The sequence below is a fragment of the Borrelia coriaceae genome (assembly GCF_023035295.1).
GTDB lineage: Bacteria > Spirochaetota > Spirochaetia > Borreliales > Borreliaceae > Borrelia > Borrelia coriaceae.
In genome coordinates, this window is the sequence record NZ_CP075076.1 from 297,959 (window position 1) to 320,796 (window position 22,838).

The following is a 22,838-nucleotide window of genomic DNA, read 5'->3' on the forward strand; positions in this document are numbered from 1 at the left end:
CTCCACTCTAAACAATAAAATTAATACTTTTTTCCAAATCACCAGAAATCTCAACTTCATCTTCTATCTTAAAGACATTATTTTGATTAAAATCAGATTCTCGCTTATTAACATCATCACCAAAACTACCAGAAAAAAATCCAGTACCACTACCTGCAAGAGAAAGATTTAAACTCGTATTAAAACCATTAGCATCTAACATTTTACTAATTGAATACATATTTTGCTCAAAAAGAGTTTTAACATTATGATTATCAACTATTATCTTACCTAATAAATTATTATTAGAATCAAGATTTAAATTAATCCTTATACTACCAAGTCTTTTAGGCTTTAAAATTAGTCTAATTTCTCCTGTATCATTCGATTTTAACACAATTTTGGCTTTATTCACAATATTATGATTAATTTTTAAATTCCATTCGGGAATCAAATTATCAGAAATTTGACTGACAAAAGATTCCTTAACATGTTTTATATTAGAAGCAGAAAGTTCTTCTATAAATCCCGCAAGCCTATCAAAGGTCTCCTTAAGATCATATCTGCCAACATAATTTTCACCATCAATTAATCTAAATCTAGAACCTAAATTCAGGAACTCCTTTACACTACTATCTCTTTTAAAATTATTAACATCAATATTAATAACATTTTTTTCTCTATCTCTATTTACAACATTTAAATCTCTATGACTAGAATCAATACCAATGTCTACAATATCAACATTAACAAGAGAATTTAAATTGCTAAATAAAATTTGAAGATCAAATAAAAATTTTTCAACATTTTTTAATATTTCTTTTTTGTCAATCGGTTTAGAGTTAAAAGACAAATTTTCACTTAAAACCTTCAAACTCTCAAACCCAAATAAATTATCCATTTTTTTTAGCAAAGATTTTAAATCAGATACGAAGCCATTATCACTCAATTTATCAAAAACAAAGGTCTGATTTAAATAAATATTCTTAAAATTTTTATTTATAAGATCATTACTTTTTAAAAACTTTATAAATTCCAATATTGAATTTTTAAAATCAGACAGATTTTGAATCTCTGAAGAAATAAGACTTGAAAACACACCCTTTTTAGCTTTACTAAAAACACCACCTGTATTTACCAAATTGAAATCCTTATTTAAATTTGGTAAATTAGCAATAATTTTACTTAAATTACTCATAAATCACTCCAGTGAACTAACAGACATTTTTCTAATCAATACAGCAGCTTTCTTAGAATCCATAAGAGATAACCAATAAGGAACAATAGATGCCCGACCCTCTTTTTTAGCAATATCTTCCACCTTACGCATATAAGATATTGCAATCTCATCATTAAGCTCTTCAAGCCTCTTAACAGCATCCTCTGGTGGCATATTAATTAAATATAAGGCAGCTTGTGCAAAATTTGCGTCTTCATCTCTATATTTATTGACAATATCATCAATTATTTTTTGTTTAAAATCTAAATCTTTTTGCTTCTGATTAAGTTCGGCTTCCAATTTATTTAAACTATCTTCTCTTTTTTTTAACTCTTCTCTCAATTTTTCAACTTGCTGACTTTTAATATAAATAGCCTCTTTTTCCTTCATCATTCTAATCTCATCAAGACTAACATTTGTATACTCAAACGACTGGACATCTTCCTTAAAAAGTAAACTCCTAATATATACAGGCAAATAACCTCTAGTTTGATATATACCAAATAAATCAACCAAAAAAAATGCAAACACTAAGAAAAAAATAACGAAAAATAACCATACAAAAAATCTAAGTAAGAATGACAAGCAACTATTCATTGACTATTCCTTAATTTTTTACAAACTTTATAATTAATATATTCATCTAAACACAAGTTTTCGCTTTTTACTTTTTCTTTAATTATAGTATTATTTAAAGTTTTTATTAATATTTCAACCTTTTTTTCTTCTCTATATTTCTTGAAATAAACATCATAATATTTATCATACTCACACTTAAGCTTCTCAAGCTTTTTCAACTCTTCACTCTTTCTACAAATCAAATAATCTAAGTAATTTTTTTGCAAAAAGACATCAATATTGTTTAATTTAAATGAATTTTTAGAAATTCCTTCTAAAAATTCTTCTATTTTTGAAATTTCATTATTGACATTTATTAAATCGTTTTCACTAGACTTTCTATCATAAGTTCTAATATTAAATATTTTTTCAAATTTTTTTTTCTTAAAAATTAAATCATTCAAGCTAATATTTCTCTCAATTCACTATCCAAACTTTCAAAATCGAATTCCTCTTGTATACCTTGAGACAAAAAATCAATAATCTTTGGATACTTTGCAATTGCCAAGTCAACTTCCTGATTAGAACCTTTTATATAAATCCCTGTCTTAACTAAATCTTCATAATTTTTATAAAGTGATAACAAATTCCTAATTTTAGATATTAATTTTTGTCGCTCAAAACTCACTATTCTATGAAGAGATCTTGAAGTCGAACTCAAAATATTAACTGAGGGATAAATACCTCTATCAGATAAATCTCTATCTAAAATAATGTGCCCATCTAAAACAGCTTTCATATTATCAGATATCGGTTCTGTAAAATCATCACCCTCAACAAGAACAGTATAAAACCCTGTAATACTACCCTTATCATTTAATCCTGAACGTTCAAGCAAAATAGGAATTTCTACAAAAACAGAAGGAGGATATCCTTTAGTGGCAGGCGGCTCTCCCATAGAAAGACTAATTTCCCTTTTAGCATTTGCAAATCTTGTAATTGAATCAAAGAGCAACATAACGTCCATTCCACGATCTCTAAAATATTCTGCTATTAATGTTGCGGTATAAGCCCCTTTATATCTTGAAATAGGAGATTCATCAGAAGTTGAAACAATTAAAACACTCCTCTTAAAGCACTCTTCTCCAAGCTCATACTTAATAAACTCATTAAGCTCACGACCTCTCTCCCCAATAAATGCAATAACATTAATATCTGCCTTAGAATTTTTAGCAATCATACCTAGCAAAGTAGATTTTCCAACACCAGCACCTGAGAAAATTCCTACACGTTGCCCCTTTGCAACTGGCAAAAACCCATCAAGAACTCTAACTCCAGTAACTATTTGTTCAGAAAAAATACCTCTACTTAGAGGATTAATACTACTAAAACTTAATTCCTTATAATGATTGTTAAGAAACTGACTCTTACTATCAATAGGCCTACCAAGAGAATCAATCACCCTGCCAAGTAACTCATCGCTAATATTAATTTGGGGTTTTTTATTCAAGGAATAAACCTTATCACCAACCTCAATTCCATCAAAACCTTCATAAGCCATAAGGCTAACAAAAGATCCATTAAAGCCCAAAACTTCAGCATGTATTATCTTACCACTTCTCTGTTCAATTAAACATAAATCACCAATACCACACCTTGGACCAAAACTCTCTATTAAAAGTCCTTTGATTTTTTTTACCGTACCAATAAGCGATACAGGCTCAAGCTCATCCAATATTTTTGAATAACCTTCAAAGAAGTTGTTCATCAATATTCCTTAATCACTAGAAAATAGAAGAAAAATTCTTAAATTTTTCCTCTATTTTATCAAGTTGGGACGAAATTCTTGCATCTATTTCACCAAAATCAGTCTCAATAACACACCCACCTTTTCCTATATTAACATCTTCAATAACTTCCAGATTTTCTATAAAATCAAATTTAGAAATGAATTCATGCTTTTGATGATTCACAATATCTATATCATCAAGATTAACGCGAATAACAATATTTGTTTTGCTTTTAATTTTCTTTAAGGCTTCATTTACATTTTCTATGACAACATCTTTTTGAGAATCTATAATCCTCTTAACTACCTTCACTGCAATCTGCATTACAAGATTCATTATGTGTTCTCCTGAAGACTCAAGAATCTCTTTTCTCTTTGCAACTAAAGAAGATATCATGTTATTTAACTTTCTTAATACTTTATCATAATCTTCACATCCCTTCTTAAATCCTGCATCATATCCTTCATTCCTTCCCCTTTCAGTTTCTATCTCAAGTTCTTTTTTTAATCTCTCTCCATGTTCCTTAACTATTTGTTCAATTTTTAAATTAGATTCTAGCTCAATTGCCCCTTTTTTCTCCTCAGCTTCTTTTTGCAAAGCTTCGGCTCTCTCATTAGCCAAACTTACTATCTTATTAGCTTGTTCTTTAGCTTCTTCAAGAAGCTTAGAACATTCAACATCTATTTCTTTCTTAGCAAGTTCATGTTCATGTTCAATCTCATCTTGAAGTTTTGCCCTTTGATTCATTAACTCTGCAAGTTCATTGCGAAGCTTAATACTACGAGTATTTATATCACAAATTTCATTTTCTTTTCTCTTAATTTCCAAAGATTTAAAAATAGGATTTGTAATCTCAACAAACTCTAACTTTACTGCATTTACAACTTCTTTTGATTTATATAAAACCTTAGGCAAATACAACTCCTTTATTAAACAAGAACATCTTCCTCACCACCTCTTGAGATTACTATTTCACCTTGCTCTTCTAACTTTCTAATAAGAGAAACAATTTTTTGCTGAGCCTCTTCAACATCCTTACGCCTAGTAGGCCCCAAAAATTCCATATCTTCCTTAAGCATTCCAGCAGCTCTCTTAGACATATTTTTGAAAATCTTATCTTGAACAGGCGCATCAACTGACTTTAAAGCTTTTGCTAATTCCTGACCATCTATTTCTCTTAAAATTCTCTGTATTGATCTATCATCGAGAAGAACGATATCTTCAAATACAAACATCTTCTTCTTTATTTCCTCTGCAAGCTCAGGATCCTCTTCTTCAAGAGATTCAATAATAAACTTTTCTGTTTTTCGATCAGCCATATTAATTATTTCAACAACATTATCAACGCCACCAGCTGAAGTATAATCCTCTGAAGATAAAGAAGCTAATTTTTTTTCAAGCACTCTTTCAACTTCTCTTACCACTTCAGGAGAAGTCCTATCCATCAATGCAATTCTTCTTGCAACATTAGTCTGAATTTCAGTAGGAAGACTTGAGAGAATAAACGAAGCCTTTTGAGGATCAAGATATGAGAGTATCAAAGCTATTGTTTGTGGATGTTCTTGTTGAATAAAGTTTAAAATATTAGCAGGATCTGCTCTTCTAACAAATTCAAAAGGCCTTGATTGCAAAGCAGAACCCAAATTATTGATAATATCTACCGCTTTTTGAGTACCAAGAGATTTTTCAAGAAGCTCTCTAGCATAATCTATGCCACCCTTTTGAATAAACTCCTGAGCCATCATTAACTCTTTAAACTCTAAGAGCACACTATCTTTAAGCTCAGAGGTAACAACATCAAGCCTGGCTATCTCAAAGGTCAAAGCCTCTATCTCTTCTTGAGACAAATATTTAAATATTTTAGATGAAATTTCAGAACCTATTGAAACTAACAAAATAGCAGCTTTCTGTTTCCCCGTTAAAGTAGAAACACCAAATATCTCTTTTTCCTTTTGCTCTTCCATATAAATTATTACCCTTTATACATTCTTCACAATCCATGTTCTAATAAGTTTAGCAACATCCTCAGGTTTATCTCTAGCCAAAAGTTCAGCATTAGTTTGAAGCTCATCCTCTTCTCTAATTCCACCAACAACATCTTCAACACCAATATCATCATTATCCATTAAGGCTTGCTGGCGTCTTAAATGTGCTTGTCTTGAAAACTCTTCTTCTCTAAGACGTCTTCTCCTCTCAAGATCTCTAGAGACAATGAAAAATACTGTAAATATTAATATTAACAATGCAACTATTATAGTTACTGCAAAAATTAAGAACTTCAAATTTTCATTTGAAAAATAATCTTCATCTATCTTTCTAAATTCATTTACTCGATCAAAGGCAACATTTCTAACGGCAATCGAATCACCCCTTTCAGGCTTATACTCAAAAGAACTTTGTAAAACATCTGTAATATTTTTTAAGGCCTCATCAGAAATAGGCTTATATTCCCTCTTGCGCATGCCATTCTCTATAATAAAATTGCCCGCTTCATCATAAACAAAATCCCAAACACCATCTATAAAAATACCAAGAGAAATTCCTGCAATTTTAGCAGGCTCTTTTTCGCTTAAGGATTTTTTTTCATTAAGAGCAACATTTTTGATTTCCTGAAACTCATTTGACTTACCAATAATATCACTCAAATCCCGATATTCAGGCGGAGTATTACCCTCCTGACCGGGTGGTCCCCATGGACTATAACCCTGACCTTCATACTCTCTTTTATGCACTTGGGAAGAAATTAATGTAGAATCACTAACTTTTCTTGTTTTATAAGGCACTTTTGGATCTTGAGGCTCCATCTCAATAGGAGCATATTCTTTAGATTCTGTGGTTTGACGAGACGTATCCAGTGTCACATTAACTCTTGCAATCATAAATCTATCAACAGACAAAACCTTACTTAAAGCAGAATCTATTTCGGTTCGCAGCATAGACTCATATTTTAATTTAAGTTTTCTTTCCTTTTCAGCCAAATCAATTCTATCAATGCCATCTAAATTAGAAAAATCATTTAAAATAGTCCCTTTATTATCGACAATGGCAATATTATCCGATTCAAGGCCTTCAATAGCATATTGAATCAACTTAACCACCCCTTCCACTTTTTTACGATTAGTTACGATATCAGAACCGGGCTTAGGAGTAATTCTAACAGAGGCTTTAACTGCCTCTTGTGACTCTTTAAAAAGAGCCTTCTCAGGTATAACAAGATTAATACTAACAGCATCAACATCATCAAGAGCAAGAATATGTTGTTCAACAGCTCGGGTAATTGATCTTCTAAGATTGACATTCCTCTCAAAATCTGTAATGGTCCACCTATCAATATCAAAAAGAGACCAAGGATCCATATGCACAGGAACAAGCTCTTCTCTCACAAGAATTGCTCTCATTTTTCTCGACATATTTTCATCACTTAAATAAATTTTACCATCAGCAGTAATAACATATTCAACATTTTCTCTATCCAATCTCTGTACTATTCGATCTAATAAGTACTGATCCTTAATTCCAACACCAAAAAGAGCAATACCTTGTTTTCTAGTTGAAAATCCCACCAAAAAAATAAATGCTAAAACTATAAATAAAGCAATAACACCGAGAGCCACTTTTTGAGTCATACTGGCCTTTTTAAAACTCTTACTTACTGATGCAAAAAATTTAGTAATAAAATTGTTCAAACTGCATAGCTCCTTAACGAATATTAATTATATCTTGATAAGCCCTTATGCCTCTCTCAACAATAGCTTTTGTAATATTTAAATTCATATTAGCTTTAGCCATTGCTATTGTAATATCATGAACATCGATACTATTTGGATGTAGAATAGCTTGCTGTGACATTTTATACACATTCAATTGACTCTTATTCACATCAGATATTAAATTCAAGAATAAATCTTTAAAAGTTTCAGCTTTTGCCTCATGCTTAAAATCAACGCTAGCAAAACTCATACCAAAATGCAAAGGATTTGTACGAATTAAATCAACGTCATCACCTGTAAAAAAAGAATTTACTCTCATTTATCCAAAATCCTCCTTAATTCTGCAATATCGATAATGCACTCCTAAACATGGCCTTACTACTATTAATAACAGTAGAATTTGCTTCATAAGCACGAGAAGCAGAAATCATATCTACCATCTCTTCAACTACATTCACATTAGGCAATTCTACATAACCCTCTCGATCACCAAACTTTATTGCATCAGGATGAGTTGGATCATACTTTAATTTCAAAGGAGACTTGTCTTTCTCAATACCAGCAACCCTTACACCTTGACCAATTCCATTATCAAGATAATCAGGCACAAAAGGACCTTTCCAATATGGACCTATAACCCTTGGGGAAAAAATTACTCTCTGCCTTCTATAAGAGCCCCCTTCAGTAGTTCTAGTAGTCTCAACATTTGCAATATTATTTGCAATAACATCCAGCCTCAATCTTTGAGCTGTCAAACCCGTTGAAGCAGTATTAATACTTGAAAATAATCCCATATATAATATTCCTTGAGGTTATAACTTATTTTATTACAATATTTACACTTTTAAAATGATGAGCTTGAACATTTGTAAACAAATTATACATCATTTGATTCTGAACAAGATTTTTCATCTCAGAATCAATATCAACATTATTACCATTATTATTAAAAGTTGAGAGATAATCAAGCATCTTACGGGGTTTAACATCCAAATACCCTAACTCCTTAAGGCCATCCAAATGTTTAATATTCCCCTTTATCAAAGATAAATTACTTGTACTTTCATTTACAATTGCTCGTTCAAGCTCAGCCTCAAAAGTAACATTACTTCTCTTAAAATTTGGAGTATCCACATTTGCAATATTATCAGCTATCACACTTTGTCTCAAACTAAGAACATCTAAATATCTATGTGCTAAATCGATTGATCTCTCAAAAATATTCAAGCTAATACCCTCTCTTACCACAAGCTGATTTTTACTATATTATATAATAATTTAAGTCTTTTTGTTCGTTAATTTTTATTTTTTCATTAACATAGCCTAAATTTATTTCAATTTTTTTTAACTTACTACCGGGCGCTTCAAAAAAAAGATCGGCAAGAATTTTTTCCATAACTCCGTGCAACCTTCTTGCTCCAAGGTTTTCTCCCTCATAATTCATATTAAAGGCAAGCTCAGCAATTCTATCAATTGCCTCTTCACTAAATGTTAAAGTCAAATTATAAACCTTAAACATCGCAATGTACTGTTTTAACAAAGAATTTTGAGTATGTTTTAAAATATTTTTGAAATCATTCACACTTAAACTTTTAAGCTCAACCTTAATTGGAAACCTACCCTGAAGCTCTGGTATCAAATCAGATGGCTTTGATAAATTAAAAGCACCTGCAGCAATGAACAAGATATGAGAAGTGTCTACTATTCCATATCTTGTATTAACCTTGGAGCCTTCAACAATTGGCAAAATATCTCTCTGCACACCTTCTCTAGAAACATCATTTCCAGTTCTATTTTTAGTAACTATTTTATCAATCTCATCAATAAAAACAATTCCCATATTTTCAACTCTTGATTTGGCAATCTCTACAATATTCTCATGATCAACTAACTTTTCAAGCTCTTCAGATATAATTATCTCCCTCGCTTTTTTAATTTTTACTTCCCTTCTCTTCTTCCTATCAAATATATTACTAATCAAACCTCCAATACTCATATCAATCTCTTCGAGATTACTACCAGAAAATATCTCAATCGTAGAAATGGGTACCTTACCTGAAACATAAACATCAATAAGATTATCATCAAGAGAACCACTTCTTAATTGTTTTCTAAACTTATCTCTCAATTTTTCACGGACTTTTATTTCCTCATCACTTACATTATCATTCCCAGAATTCTCAGAAACTTTCAAAAGTTTGTCAATTATTCTCTCCTCTGCACGTTTGATTGCTTCTTCGCGCACAGAATCATACATCTCTTCTTTGACCATATTCACCGCAATACTCATTAAATCACGAATCATAGATTCAACATCACGACCCACATAACCTACCTCGGTATATTTAGTAGCTTCAACTTTAATAAAAGGAGCCTTAATAAACTTTGAAAGCCTTCTTGCAATCTCAGTTTTACCAATGCCAGTTGAACCTACCATAATAATATTCTTAGGCATAACATCATCTCTGATTTCCTTGGGAAGTTTAGATCTTATATATCTATTAACAAGAGCAATTGAAACCAATTTTTTAGCCTCAACCTGTCCTATTATATACTTATCTAATTCTGCAACAATCTCTTTAGGTACTATATTTTGATTTTCAGCCTTATCCATCAACTAATCTCCTCAAGCACAATATTTGAATTTGTATATATACAAACCCTTGATGCTACCTTTAAAGACTTAAAAGCGATATCAGCAGCACTTAATTTTTTATTTTCCATATAAGCAAGCGCCGCTGAATATGCATAATTTCCTCCACTACCAATTGAAATCACATCTTCTTCAGGCTCAACAACATCTCCAGTACCTGAAATTAATAAAATATTCTCAGAATCAGCGACAAGCATCATTGCTTCAAGTTTATGAAGTATTTTGTCAGATCTCCAATCCTTTGCAAGCTCAACAGCAGCTCTTTTAATATCAATAATGCCATCTTCTCTAGCTTTAACCTTTTCTTCAAATTTCTCAAAAAGAGTAATAGCATCAGAAGTTGAACCTGCAAACCCTGCTAAAATTTTTCCGTTAACTAATTTTCTTATTTTGACAGCATTGGATTTTAAAACAGTATGTCCAAAAGTTACTTGTCCATCTGCTGCTACTACAGTCTTCCCTCCCCTTCTTATTGCAATAACTGTAGTTCCTTTAAAACTCATGATGTCCCCCCTATTTAGATATTTCATTCAATAACTCATTAATAAGCATACTAGATGCATCTTGCCCTACACAACAGCTATCTAAGTCATCCCTAATTTCAGGCTCATTATACTGAACATTTAGTATCTTATAAAGATCTGAAACTGATTTTATCTCTTGAGCTCCAGAATCATACAAATTTTTAGAACCATCACCAGAATAATCAATATTATAAACATAAACATCAAGACCCAAATCAAGTCCAAGCTCAGCAGTAATTAAAGCACCTGATTTTCTTGGTGCACAAGTGATAAAAACAACATCTGAAAGACCCGCGACTATTCTATTCCTCTTTGCAAAAAAATAATTTTGTATCTTCAAATAAGGCAAAGTCTCAGTAATAACACCGCCACCATTTTCTAAGAGACGAGTGACATATCGCCTATTTTGCCTTGGATAAATATTATCAATATCTGTTGGAATAACTGCATATGTTCTTTTTTTTTCATTAATTGCACCAAGATGTGCTGCAATATCAGCTCCTATTGCAAATCCAGAGATCACTTCTACATGATTTTTAGCAAGATGCGATGATAACTCCTTAACTCTATTTGCCAAAGCTCTACTGATTTGTCTTGAACCAACAACAGCCCAAGACAAAGAATCAGAATCTGGAAGATTACCTCTATAATAAATAGCAAATGGGGGATCATAAAGCCTTTTAAGCTTCAAGGGATAATCATTAGATTCAAGAGTTACAACCTTTGCACCTGTTCTATCAAGAATTTTCTGTTGCAGCTCTATTAATTTTAAATCTGGAAGCTTATGAACCTTCCTAAAATCTTTAGATAAATAATTAGAAATATCTCTTAAGCTTAACTTACAAAGATCACTTAAATCAAAATTATTAAAAATACTAAGTTTTTCTTCACCCTTTAAAAACCTTAAATTATCAACATAAAGTAATTTAAACATAAAAGCTACTTAAAATTACTCATTATTTTATCAACTCCCTCTACCTGATCTTGAGTTGAGGCTTTATCTTTGGCCTTTTTATAAAATAACAAAGCATTATCAAAATCACCAAGAGAATAATAATTCGCACCCCTTAACATAAAAAATTCAAAATAATTCTCTCCCATAGACTCAAGTTTGCTTAAATATCCCTTAGCTTCTAACTGTTTATCAAGGTCATAAACATACATATTAGAGAGAGCAAAAATAGATTCCTTAAAATCATCTTTAATAGAAATTGATTTCAAAAAAGAATTTTCAGCAAGAATAAAATATTCCTTAATTTTTTCTCTGCTCTGCATCCCTTTAGCCAAATTATAAGCAGAAACTCCTATATAAAAATGAGATAAATAATTATCAGGCCCATACTCCAGATTCTTATTAAAATATTCAATAGCAGGACCATATTGACTAAGCTTAATAAGTTCAAGCCCAATTAAACTAAAAAATCTAGCCTTTTTATCAATAGAATTTATTATTTTTAATATATTTTTCTCTTCTTTATCAATAAATTCCTTATAAACTTCAATTTTTTCTAATGAACCACCACCTGCTATCTCTATCTCTCTTATTCTAAGTCCAAGATTAACCTTTTCTTTAGATTCATCACCACAAGAAATAACTAAAAACAAAAATATTGAAAACCATTTTTTCATTCAATTATCACTACTTTTTTTATTCAAATTTCTAAGGAATGTAGGAACATCAATATCATCCTCAAAATAATTAACATTTTTTGACTTTGCTATAAAATTATCATTCGCCACATAATCATTCTCTGAAACAGCTTGAGTGCCTGACATCAAACTATCAAATTCTTTTGAACTTAAAGTATTATTCTCAACAACACCAGATAAATCTTTCTGTTTTTTAGAAGAAAATCCGGTAGCAACAACTGTAACATAAATCTCATCATCAAGATTTGAGTTAATTGCATGTCCATATATTACGGTAGCCTCATCATCAACACTAGCAGTAATGATTCCCATAATCTCTTCAAGCTCAAGCAATGAGAAATCTTCACCACCAGTTATGTTAACAAGAAGTCCCTTAGACCCCTCTATTCTAACATCTTCAAGTAAAGGATTACTAATAGCAGAAGTAGCAGCATCAACTGCTCTATTCTCACCCTTACCATAACCAATACCCATCAAAGCATCACCTTGTCCTTGCATAATGCTCTTAACATCAGCAAAATCAATATTAACTTCTCCATGCTCAATAATAAGACCTGCAATCCCCTGCACACCCATTCTTAAAACATCATCAGCCCTCTTGAAGGCATCTTTAATTGTGGTTCGCTTATCAACAACAGTTAAAAGTTTTTGATTTGGAATAATGATTAAAGTATCAACAGATTTTCTTAAATTATTTATTCCCTGTTCAGCAAGTCGCATTTTTTTAGGACCTTCAAATTTAAAAGGCTTAGTAACAACTCCAACAGTTAAAATTCCAAGTTCTTTAGCAACCTGAGCAATAACAGGTGCAGCTCCTGTTCCAGTCCCCCCACCCATTCCAGCAGTGATAAATACCATATCAGCACCTGCTAAATGATTCTTAATAATATCAATATCTTCTTCTGCAGCAGCTTGCCCAATCTCAGGTCTCCCACCGGCTCCAAGACCTGCAGTAACTTTGGCACCAAGAGCAATCTTTATTGGAGCAATAGAAGTTTGAAGAGCTTGAAGGTCCGTATTCGCTACAATAAACTCAACATCTCTTACTCCATATTCAATCATACGATTAACAGCATTGCTACCGCCACCGCCTGCACCAATTACTTTAAGAACCGTAGGATTTGTAGCAGAATCAAATCTTTTTGAATGACTATCAATAATATTATAATCTTTCATTAAATTTCCTCCATGACTGGTCAAAACCATTCCTTCAAAAACCAACCTTTCAATTTTGAAGCTATTTTACTTTGTCTCTTAGACTTACTATTTCCTTTCTTTAATTTATTGAATTTTTGCTGCTCATGTTTATAAAGAACAAGACCAAGAGCTGAGGAAAATTTAGGACCAATATACTCCTCTCCAACTCCATTAATATTCATTGGAAATCCTATTCTTGAGGGATATCTGAATATTTCCTCTGTCAAATTAGAAATACCAGGAAACAAGGCACCTCCTCCAGTTAACACAATTCCTCCATTAATCTTATTATAAAGCCCTCTCTTCATTATTTCAGCTTTTATCATCTCAAAGATCTCACTTAATCTTGAATGAATGATTATAGCCAATTCTCTTCGACTTTTCTCTTGAGGAGGTCTGGTGCCAAGATTAGGAATGATAACACTTTCCATTTGACTCTCAAGAGCAGAAACATGAGCAACACCAGCTGTTATTTTAATATTCTCAGCAACATCTTCAGGCACCTTCCACACTTGCGCAATATCAAGAGTGACTCTATTTGCACCTATAGGAATTACTCCTGTATAATAAGGAGAACCATCAACATAAAGAATTATGTCAGTTGTACCCTTACCCATGTCAACAAACAAAACTCCCATTTCTCTCTCTTCTTTAGATAAGGTAGCATAAGATGAGGCCAAACTTCCAAGTACAATCTCATCAACAGAAAATCCGGCACGATTTACGCATCTAACTAAATTCTGACTTGAAGAACTAGAGCCCGTAATGATATGCACCTCACCTTCAAGGCGAATTCCCATCATATCTATTGGATTCTTTATATGAGGAATTCCATCTACAATAAATTCTTGAGGAATCACATGTAAAATTTCTCTATCCATAGGAATCACAATTGCTTTAGCAGCTTCAATAACACGCTCAACATCTTCATTATCAATCTCCCTGGTTTTTGAATTTATTGCAACAACCCCACGGGAATTAGTACCCTCAATGCTACTACCGGACATGGAAACAGAAAGAGTTACAATATCGCACCCTGAAATAAGCTCAGCGGCTTCAATAGAACTAGAAATTGAATCAAGAGCAGCTTCAATATTTATAAGAACTCCTTTTCTAACACCTCTTGATACACTAGTGCCTATGCCTACTATCTCTAACTGATTATTCAAATTTACCTCAGCCACAACAGTACAAATCTTTGAAGTTCCAACATCTAATCCTACTATCAACTCCCTAGACACTAATTTTCTCCTAATAAAATGATATCACCGCTTCTTAAATCAACAGTATCGGCTCTTCCCTTAAGCAAATCAGATATCATGAACACTTTATGCATTACATTTATTAAATCCATATCCGCTGTTATTACTATCTTATTATATATATTTTTTATATACAAAATAATCTTGTAATCATAAAAATTTAACTTCAAAAAATTAATTTCTGATATTAAATTATACAAAGTACTTTGATTTATTTTAACATAATTAAGATTTTTTATAATAGCAAGCATCCTATCTTCTAAAAAATCACCAACTTTATTGTCTTTTAAATTTAATCCACTAATTATAGGCAAATCATAAATTAAATCTTGACATTTTTCTAAAATTACACCATCTGAAGCAATAAAATAATAAATAAAACTGCCATTAACATTTTCATAAGCAGTAACTACAGGCAATCTTCTTTCAATATTAATTTTGATCGTATTAGGGAATTTAAGCTCTACCTTCACATTTTTTACTCTTAGATCCCTCATAATATTTTTCTCATAAATACTAACATCAGCATCATAATAATAAGTATCAGGTTTAATGCCTGAAATACTTAATATATCTTCCTTAGATATATGGATATCATCATTAAAACTAATGTATCTAATTAGAAAGTATGGAGAAATAAAAATAATAAAAACAATCTCAAGTAGTATAAGAGAAATTACTATATAAATGTATATGATCAAAAATTTTCTATAAATCAACATAAACTTAAGGTTAAATTATAATATTAATAAAATTTTAAACTATTCACTTTCAACATCCCTAGAAACATTTGCTATCAATCCCGAAAGCGCCATTGTAACAACAATGGAAGAACCTCCTGATGAAAAAAATGGTAAATTTATACCTGTAGGGGGTAAAAGACCAATTGCAATTAAAATATTCATGATACTTTGAAGAAAAATTGTAAGACTTGAAATAAATGCAATAAAAAACCTAAATCTAGTTTTAGCACAAATGGCAACAAAAAAGCCAAAATAAAAAAATAAAAAAAATAAAATAATAGCAAAACAAATCCCAAAAAATCCTAATTCCTCTCCAAGAACAGAAAAAATAAAATCAGAATTAGCCTCTGGAAGTCTGCCAAGCTTTATCTCTCCCATTCCAAGACCTTTTCCCCCAAGTCCACCATTCTTTAAAGCATTAAGTGATGCAATTATTTGATATCCCTTTCCTAAAGGATCATCATAAGGATTTAAAAATGCGAAAATTCTAGCAACTCTGTAAGGTTCAAATATTAAAAAAAGCATAGAAATTGGAACAAAAGTAAGTAAAATAGCAAAAATGTACCCCAATGACATTCCAGAAACAAATAAAATAATAAAAAAAAGAATGGCAAAATAAATAGCTGTTGAATAATCATTTTGCAAAATTATGCATAGCCAAAAAATACCAAAAATTAACATGGGTTTGAGCCAGTAAGCAACATTATTATCTAACTTTAATCTAAACTTACTCAAATAACTTGAAAGATAAATTGTAAAAGATACCTTAAAAATCTCTGAAGGCTGAATACTAACTCCTTTTACAAATATCCACCTTTGCGCACCTGAAATACTAGGCGAGAAAAAAGTTGCTAAAACCAATATAAAAGTTACAAGCAATATAATAGAAACAATTTTTTTTAAAATGTCTAAAGAAATTCTCTCAAAGAAAAAAAATACCATAAAGCTTAAAAAAAGATATTTAAGACGCATTAAAAATAAAAAATTAGGATCTCCTGTAAGTTCTAGACTTAAAAAAAATGAAGATGTATAAAATATAATAAGACCATAAGCAACAAGCGACCACAAAATAAGTAAATAATATTTTCTAAGAGAGGCTTGCTCTACAAACATAAAAGATCAATCTAAACTCATCTAATCTTAAGAGTACTTAAGGCAAGTATAGCAAATATCAAGCCTATTATCCAAAACCTAATAACAACCTGCATTTCAGACCAACCAAGCTCCTCAAAATGATGATGGAGTGGTGCCATTTTAAACACTCGTTTCTTAGTCTGCTTATACACTATAACTTGAATAATTACAGATAAAGTCTCAACCACAAAAACTCCTGCAAGAATTGCAAAAAGAATCTCACTTTTCAAAATTAAAGCTGCCATTCCAAGAACTGCTCCAATTGAAAGACTACCGGTATCACCCATCATTATTTTAGCAGGATAAGCATTAAACCACAAAAATCCAAAACTACCCCCAAGTAAAGCTCCAAGGAATACTACAAGTTCTTCAGAACCCTTAATATTGGGAATATTCAAATAAGATGCAAAATCCACTCTACTTGTAAGATATGCAATTATGACTAACGCACCTGTTACAACAATACTAAGTCCAATAGCAAGTCCATCAAGTCCATCTGTCAAATTAAAAGAATTAGATGCCGATATTAAAATAAACATTCCAAACGGAATATATAAAACTCCCAAATTTAATTTAAGAGACTTAAAAAAGGGGAAATAAATTATACTGACATGTTCACTCCCAAAATAATAAAGCATACTAACTGAAATACAAGAAAATAATATTTGTCCATAAATTTTAAAACTAGGATTGAGACCCTCTGAATTTTTTCTCTTTATCTTTAACAAATCATCCATAAATCCTAAGCATGAAAAACTAATCATAACAAAAAGTATGATTAAAAAATAAATATTCCAAAGATTAATCCAGAAAAACAAAGAGATTAAAACACAAAAAAAAATAAGAATACCTCCCATAGTAGGAATTCCTATTTTCTCACTCAAATGGCGCTTTGGTCCATCTTTTCTCAAAATTTGATCTAACTTTAATTTTTTTAGTCTCGAAATAATAAATGGACCAAAAATTAAAGCAAGCAAAAATGCAAAAATAGTAGCATAAGCAGTTCTAAAAGTAATATACCTTAATAATCTAAGCCCTAATAAACAAAACATACATCCTCCTCTCCATTAAAATTCCCAATTAACTCTTAAAAACAATCAAGTACCCTTTCAAGCCTATGTGCTCTTGAGCCTTTAATAGCAACAAAACATCCAGACTCCAAATCTTTCACAAAATAATCAACAAAACCTTCAAAATTACTAAAATAACATAAATTGTTGAAGGCTAAGCTTTCAATTTTCTTTACTTCTTGAAATTCTTCACCAATTAAAAAAGCTTTATCAAAATTCATTAAAACAATTTCTTGTATCACTGTTTTGTGTGCTTCATACGAAAATCTCCCAAGTTCCTTAAACGAACCAAGAACAATAAATTTTTTACTCTTAATCTCAAGAGCCAAAATCATATCCTTTAAAGCCATAAATGAACTTAAATTACCATTATAAGAATCATTTAAAACCAAATAGTCATTTATTCTTAAAAGCTCTGCTCTACCCTTTTGAAACTCAGTATGCAGCAAACCATTACGAATTTCATTCTCGCTAAGTCCAAGCAATAAAGCTAAATTAATACAAGATATTGCATTAAAAATATTATGCTGTCCGGGTAATAAAACAGAATAATCAAATCCCTTATAAGTAAAATCATAGAAAAATTTATCATTTAAAAATGCAAATGACTTAATTTGAAGACTATGAAAATCAAAATAAAAAATATTTACCTCTGGATTTATAGACTTAGCTATCTCTCTCAAATTCAAATGATAAGGACAGCTTTCATTTAAAATAACCATTTGAGTATGACTAGTCATTACTTTACCCTTCTCAGAAGCAACAATCTCTAGACTTTCAAAAGCTTGCATATGAGCATAACTTATATTTGTTACAATAACAATTTCAGGATTTAATATACTAGAAAGAAGTTCCATTTCTCCCACATAGCTTATTCCAACTTCAAAAACAGCATACTTTTCATCTCCCTCAGTTCTCAAAATACTAAGAGGCAATCCAATATCCGAATTTAAATTTCCCCAAGTCTTGCAAGTTTTATATCGCTCTGACAATATACTGTAAAGCATCTCTTTTGTTGTAGTCTTCCCATTACTGCCAGTAACAGCTATCCTTTTAAAACTTGTTCTTTTAATAAAATGCCTTGCTAATTCTTGAAGGAAAACAACCACATTGCTAGTAAGCAAAAAAATTAAATTCTCATCTCTTTTGAAATACTCAACACACAAATGCTCATAATCTTTAGAACATACAAAACATTTAACTCCAATATCAATTAAATATTCAACAAAAGAAAATCCATCTAACCTATCACCCTTGTATGCAAAATAAAGACTAGCACCACTATTTTCTGCATTTAGCTCGCGACTGTCAAGAGAATAAAATGATACGACTCTTTGCATACTACTTGAACAACCAACAAATTTAATATCCTTTAGAGAATTTAAAATATCTTCAATTTTTATATGCACCAAACACCCTCATAAATCCTATTATTTAATAACATTAATATCTTCATTAGCTTTTTTTTCTAAATTTAAATAATCTTGGCTAAGTTCCTCTATCCTATCAATACTTTGAAGTTCATATATTATGGTTAACAACCTAAGATTTTCATCAATAATATTACTTTGTTCATTATTCAAATCATCAAACTCACGTAATTTTACAGCATATCTAAAATTAAGATAAATATTTAGACATATTATAATTGTTAATATCAAAATCAACAAAGAGTATAATCTAACTTCAATCTTGCTCATTTGACTCACACAATTTTTTTATGGCTCTAAGCTTAGCACTTCTTGAAGCATTATTGCATTTCTTCTCTTCAAAGCTTGACACTATGGGCTTTTTAGTAAGTACACAATATTGTTCTTTACTTAAACCCTTAAAAAACTCTTTTACAATTTTATCTTCCAATGAATGAAATGTAATAATAGCTAAGATCCCATTACTTGCTAGACTCTCTACCCATAAAGGCAAACTTCTCTTTAAACGGAAAAGCTCATCATTGACATAAATTCTTAACGCTTGAAACGTCTTAGTTGCTGGATTTATTTTAAGATTTATCCTAGGATACGCTTTGCTAACTATATCACTTATCTCTCTTGAAGTTTCTATTTTCTTAATCTTTCTATAATCTAATATAGACTTAACAATCCTCTTAGAATAACGTTCACCACTCAACTCATAAATTAAATTTTCAAGTCGTTTTTTGTCAAACGTATTGACAATATCATAAGCACTAAGACTCCCATCACTAGGATTAAGTCTCATATCCAATCTTTCATCTTCAAAAAAGGAAAATCCTCTACCACTCATTTTGTAATGGAACATAGAAATCCCAAGATCAGCTAAAATAAAATTGACTTTACTATTTAAAGGATACTCATTAAAGAAATCATCAAACCAAACATTAAAATATGAAACCTTTTCCTTAAATTTTATAAGACACTCTTTTGCTCTATTTAAAACAATCTCATCTCTTTCAATGCCAATCACATTTATATTGTGATACTTCCTAAGAACCGCACTTGAATGCCCACCTTCCCCAAGAGTACAATCAACAAAAATAAAGTCATCACTTATATTTAAAGACTCCAAAAGATTAAAAATCTCATCAAGAAGTACAGGAGTATGCAAAATATCACTCATTGAGTGTAAGCCTATAAATTAAACTATTCTCAGTATTATAAACATCTCCATATTTGATCTTAATTTCATTGTAACCGCTAATAAACTCAAGATTATTTATCTCAATATTTCCATTATCTTTTTTTATGTTAAAAACATCTAAATTATTATAACCCTTATCTCTAAAAACAACATATGAATTACCATTTAAAGCCATGCTTTGAAAATCAGCACGAAAAATACTCTTATTATTTAAAAACACTTCAAAATAATAAATACCATGCAGATCTTTTAAAACAGAAATATCCTTTTTCAAAAAATTCAAAACAAGACCATAACTACCCAACTCCAAACCTAGATCAACACCTCTTTTTAACTCAAAACTTGCATCATCCTTACCCTTTAAAAAGATATTACCCAATAAAAAGGAAGAATTAATATTCAAATTATTTTTATTCTTTATCACAAATAAAGGATTAATTACCTGCCCGCTATACTGATCAATAACTACCACATCAAAAACTTTATTATTATTTTTTAAAAACACTTTATCATTCTTGTATAAAAAATCACCAAAAAATTCCAAATTAAAACCCAAATCCTTATCAAAAATGATCAAAACGCTTCTATCATTTTCACTCATCTTATTCCTGTAATACAAAATCTTATAATTATTCGAAAAAATAGAAAAATGTATATCTAAAGCTCTTAATTTTATCCCAATACTTAAAGTATCATCTTTGGATTCACCAAAATCACTAACTAAATCAAACTTCTCTCCTTTTCCAAATTCCAAGAATGCATATAAATTAGAAAAAGTACAAAAAAAGAGAAAAGCAATTACCATTATAACTACAGTCCTAAATATTTCAAATCATTATTATCATTAAAATATAAAATTCCTTCATTAAATTCAATATATGAATTTACCTTATCTTTAAAAAAGATATTATCAGATAACTTATAAAAATCTACAGAATAAGCCCTTATATTGATTATATTATCATTTAAATCATAAAAATATATCCTATAGACTCTAGAAAAAGGATCATAAGAGGCCTTTAGAACAGAATTTTTATTATCAATTCTAAAAATTTTACCACTCTCAATATTAAGTATTAAAAATGAGTCTAGAAGCTCAACAAACAAATTATAAAATTGATCAATCCTAAAAAAAGGATTAAAATCTTTAATTTTTAAATTTTTTAAATATAAAACTTGGTTATGTCCATTCTCTAAGTTAATAACCCTCAAAGAATATTCCTCATTCTCTACTAGAATACATAAATACTTATTATCTAAACTTAACCTAACACATATAACTGGCAAACCAACGCCTAACAAATCACTGCTATAAACTATCTTTCCATGTTTATATACATAAGTCTTACCGTCAGAGAGCCCTAAAGCCAAAACATCATCATTACAATCAATACTTAAGATCGAAGCTATAAACTTGAGAGATAATATATTCCTCCCATCTGCTCCATAAACTTCTAAAGCTTTATATAGATTATTTAAAGCAAAAACAACATTACCTTTTGTAAAAACAAAATCCTTATTTGACAAAGAAAACAAAAATTTATCTGTCTGTCTAGAAAAAACAGAATAATTATTTTTAAACCTTCTAAGCACATAATAATAATCTGAAAAACTTACTAAACGATCACTTACAATATGATAATAATATTTACTTAGATCTAAATTTAAAATAATATCTTTAATAAAGATATTATTCTTCAGAACAACATCAACCAAATTATCAGCCTTTTTAAAGTGATTAAACTTGTAAAAGGTTGAAATATCAATTGTTGATTTCAAGATGGAATTAATTATTACTATGATCACCAACAAAAAAATTAATAACAAAAAAAATTTGATTTTCCTAAATTTAGTTAAATTTTCCTTATAAAAATTCACGTTTATTAAAATCCCCCAAACTCACTTACTTTTGTCTAAATCTGCCTGAAATTTAACAGACCAAACTTCATAAAATTTTGCAAACTTCTCAGCTATTTCTTTTTGAGAAGTAACAGTAGCCAAAATTTTCCCAGCCTTAATATAACTTAAGATCTGATCTGAAAGTCCATAAGCCCCATTTAATTCATATCTTGACCTTAATAAAAAGGCCCCTTCTTCTAAGAGACTCAAAGATTTAACAAGGTGGGCTAACTGAACCTTATAAAAAGGACTCTCAATAACTAAATTTTTTGACAAATTTTTAAAATCAATAAAATTTTTAGCCAAAACAATAAATTTAAGATATACATCCTCTAAAAACAGAATCGATTTAGAATCACCCTTGCTAAAATACATTCCCAAATCAATAAGATATCCCAATTTTTTAATAATCAAAAATCGCTCTTCAGGATTCAAATCAAGCACAAATTTATTATTCATAAGTTCGCTAACAGAGATAAGTACGATAGGACTTACAAATAATGAAAAATCAGAAATAAAACTAAAAAGATTTGTGCGAAAATCATGATTAACTTTCAATCGAGGCCTTGTGTAAAAATAATTTAATGATGCAATATAACTTAAAACACTTAAGTTCAAATTAATAAAATTAACTGTTACACCTGAATCCAGTGCTAGTTTGCCGGATTCTTTTATATGTTTTATATCTTTTAAAGATTGCAAAATAAGATTATCAATAAACAATATTTTTTGATAATTTTCACTATGCACTAAATCCATAAATACCCCCACCCACTTATAATCAATTATTACTTTTCAAAAGCTTTTCTCATGTTTAAAGCTAATATTATTAAC

At 30.2% G+C, this 22,838-nt stretch carries 25 protein-coding genes; all 25 read right to left on the reverse strand.

The window, feature by feature from the left end:
* Positions 1-7: 7 nt before the first annotated feature.
* The 25 genes from bcCo53_RS01430 to bcCo53_RS01550 all read right to left on the reverse strand — a co-directional run bounded on the left by bcCo53_RS01430 (position 8) and on the right by bcCo53_RS01550 (position 22,763).
* The gene (locus bcCo53_RS01430; RefSeq protein WP_028328363.1) at positions 8-1,177 is read right to left on the reverse strand and encodes a flagellar hook-length control protein FliK; all 1,170 of its coding nucleotides are present in this window, start codon (positions 1,175-1,177) and stop codon (positions 8-10) included.
* 3 nt (positions 1,178-1,180) lie between these two features.
* Complete coding sequence (locus bcCo53_RS01435; protein WP_025407944.1) at positions 1,181-1,795, reverse strand: periplasmic-type flagellar collar protein FlbB; 615 nt, start codon at positions 1,793-1,795, stop codon at positions 1,181-1,183.
* Entirely contained in the window at positions 1,792-2,220 is a 429-nt protein-coding gene (locus bcCo53_RS01440) for a hypothetical protein (RefSeq protein WP_028328362.1), read from the reverse strand. The genes bcCo53_RS01435 and bcCo53_RS01440 overlap by 4 nt, the downstream gene beginning before the upstream one ends.
* Positions 2,217-3,524, reverse strand: a complete 1,308-nt coding sequence (locus bcCo53_RS01445) for a FliI/YscN family ATPase (protein WP_025407946.1) — start codon at positions 3,522-3,524, stop codon at positions 2,217-2,219. The genes bcCo53_RS01440 and bcCo53_RS01445 overlap by 4 nt, the downstream gene beginning before the upstream one ends.
* Before the next feature lie 16 nt (positions 3,525-3,540).
* Positions 3,541-4,461, reverse strand: a complete 921-nt coding sequence (fliH, locus tag bcCo53_RS01450) for a flagellar assembly protein FliH (protein WP_025407947.1) — start codon at positions 4,459-4,461, stop codon at positions 3,541-3,543.
* 14 nt (positions 4,462-4,475) lie between these two features.
* On the reverse strand, positions 4,476-5,510 hold the full coding sequence (fliG, locus tag bcCo53_RS01455) for a flagellar motor switch protein FliG (protein WP_025407948.1): 1,035 nt from the start codon (positions 5,508-5,510) through the stop codon (positions 4,476-4,478).
* 15 nt (positions 5,511-5,525) lie between these two features.
* Positions 5,526-7,232 carry a flagellar basal-body MS-ring/collar protein FliF gene (gene fliF, locus bcCo53_RS01460; RefSeq protein ID WP_025407949.1) on the reverse strand — a complete coding sequence of 569 codons (1,707 nt, stop codon included), beginning with the start codon at positions 7,230-7,232 and terminating at the stop codon, positions 5,526-5,528.
* A 13-nt stretch (positions 7,233-7,245) separates the two neighbouring features.
* On the reverse strand, positions 7,246-7,575 hold the full coding sequence (gene fliE, locus bcCo53_RS01465) for a flagellar hook-basal body complex protein FliE (protein WP_025407950.1): 330 nt from the start codon (positions 7,573-7,575) through the stop codon (positions 7,246-7,248).
* A gap of 16 nt (positions 7,576-7,591) precedes the next feature.
* Positions 7,592-8,050: a flagellar basal body rod protein FlgC gene (gene flgC / locus bcCo53_RS01470; RefSeq protein WP_025407951.1), complete on the reverse strand. Its 459-nt coding sequence runs from the start codon at positions 8,048-8,050 to the stop codon at positions 7,592-7,594.
* 25 nt (positions 8,051-8,075) lie between these two features.
* Complete coding sequence (flgB, locus tag bcCo53_RS01475) at positions 8,076-8,483, reverse strand: flagellar basal body rod protein FlgB (protein ID WP_025407952.1); 408 nt, start codon at positions 8,481-8,483, stop codon at positions 8,076-8,078.
* A 34-nt stretch (positions 8,484-8,517) separates the two neighbouring features.
* Complete coding sequence (hslU, locus tag bcCo53_RS01480) at positions 8,518-9,870, reverse strand: ATP-dependent protease ATPase subunit HslU (RefSeq protein WP_025407953.1); 1,353 nt, start codon at positions 9,868-9,870, stop codon at positions 8,518-8,520.
* Entirely contained in the window at positions 9,870-10,412 is a 543-nt protein-coding gene (gene hslV, locus bcCo53_RS01485; RefSeq protein ID WP_025407954.1) for an ATP-dependent protease subunit HslV, read from the reverse strand. Before hslV ends, hslU begins: the two co-directional genes overlap by 1 nt.
* Before the next feature lie 10 nt (positions 10,413-10,422).
* A complete protein-coding gene (gene dprA / locus bcCo53_RS01490; protein WP_025407955.1) occupies positions 10,423-11,367 on the reverse strand; it encodes a DNA-processing protein DprA in 945 nt (314 codons plus the stop codon).
* A gap of 5 nt (positions 11,368-11,372) precedes the next feature.
* Positions 11,373-12,062, reverse strand: coding sequence for a tetratricopeptide repeat protein (locus bcCo53_RS01495; protein WP_025407956.1), 690 nt, complete (start codon positions 12,060-12,062; stop codon positions 11,373-11,375).
* On the reverse strand, positions 12,063-13,259 hold the full coding sequence (gene ftsZ / locus bcCo53_RS01500) for a cell division protein FtsZ (protein WP_025407957.1): 1,197 nt from the start codon (positions 13,257-13,259) through the stop codon (positions 12,063-12,065). It lies immediately after the preceding gene.
* Between the two features lie 20 nt (positions 13,260-13,279).
* Positions 13,280-14,521, reverse strand: coding sequence for a cell division protein FtsA (gene ftsA, locus bcCo53_RS01505; RefSeq protein WP_025407958.1), 1,242 nt, complete (start codon positions 14,519-14,521; stop codon positions 13,280-13,282).
* Complete coding sequence (locus bcCo53_RS01510; protein WP_025407959.1) at positions 14,521-15,264, reverse strand: cell division protein FtsQ/DivIB; 744 nt, start codon at positions 15,262-15,264, stop codon at positions 14,521-14,523. Before bcCo53_RS01510 ends, ftsA begins: the two co-directional genes overlap by 1 nt.
* A 39-nt stretch (positions 15,265-15,303) precedes the next feature.
* On the reverse strand, positions 15,304-16,398 hold the full coding sequence (ftsW, locus tag bcCo53_RS01515; protein ID WP_038365371.1) for a putative lipid II flippase FtsW: 1,095 nt from the start codon (positions 16,396-16,398) through the stop codon (positions 15,304-15,306).
* Positions 16,399-16,415: 17 nt separating this feature from the next.
* Entirely contained in the window at positions 16,416-17,471 is a 1,056-nt protein-coding gene (gene mraY / locus bcCo53_RS01520) for a phospho-N-acetylmuramoyl-pentapeptide-transferase (RefSeq protein ID WP_028328360.1), read from the reverse strand.
* Between the two features lie 35 nt (positions 17,472-17,506).
* Positions 17,507-18,898, reverse strand: coding sequence for a UDP-N-acetylmuramoyl-tripeptide--D-alanyl-D-alanine ligase (gene murF, locus bcCo53_RS01525; RefSeq protein ID WP_025407961.1), 1,392 nt, complete (start codon positions 18,896-18,898; stop codon positions 17,507-17,509).
* 21 nt (positions 18,899-18,919) lie between these two features.
* Positions 18,920-19,198: a hypothetical protein gene (locus tag bcCo53_RS01530; RefSeq protein WP_025407962.1), complete on the reverse strand. Its 279-nt coding sequence runs from the start codon at positions 19,196-19,198 to the stop codon at positions 18,920-18,922.
* Entirely contained in the window at positions 19,176-20,084 is a 909-nt protein-coding gene (rsmH, locus tag bcCo53_RS01535; RefSeq protein ID WP_025407963.1) for a 16S rRNA (cytosine(1402)-N(4))-methyltransferase RsmH, read from the reverse strand. The genes bcCo53_RS01530 and rsmH overlap by 23 nt, the downstream gene beginning before the upstream one ends.
* Entirely contained in the window at positions 20,077-20,910 is an 834-nt protein-coding gene (locus bcCo53_RS01540; RefSeq protein WP_081725118.1) for a hypothetical protein, read from the reverse strand. Before bcCo53_RS01540 ends, rsmH begins: the two co-directional genes overlap by 8 nt.
* 5 nt (positions 20,911-20,915) lie before the next feature.
* Positions 20,916-21,884 (reverse strand): hypothetical protein, encoded by a 969-nt coding sequence (locus bcCo53_RS01545; RefSeq protein WP_241766530.1) that lies wholly within the window; start codon positions 21,882-21,884, stop codon positions 20,916-20,918.
* Positions 21,885-22,004: 120 nt separating this feature from the next.
* Entirely contained in the window at positions 22,005-22,763 is a 759-nt protein-coding gene (locus tag bcCo53_RS01550; protein ID WP_025407966.1) for a hypothetical protein, read from the reverse strand.
* Between the last annotated feature and the right edge of the window lie 75 nt (positions 22,764-22,838).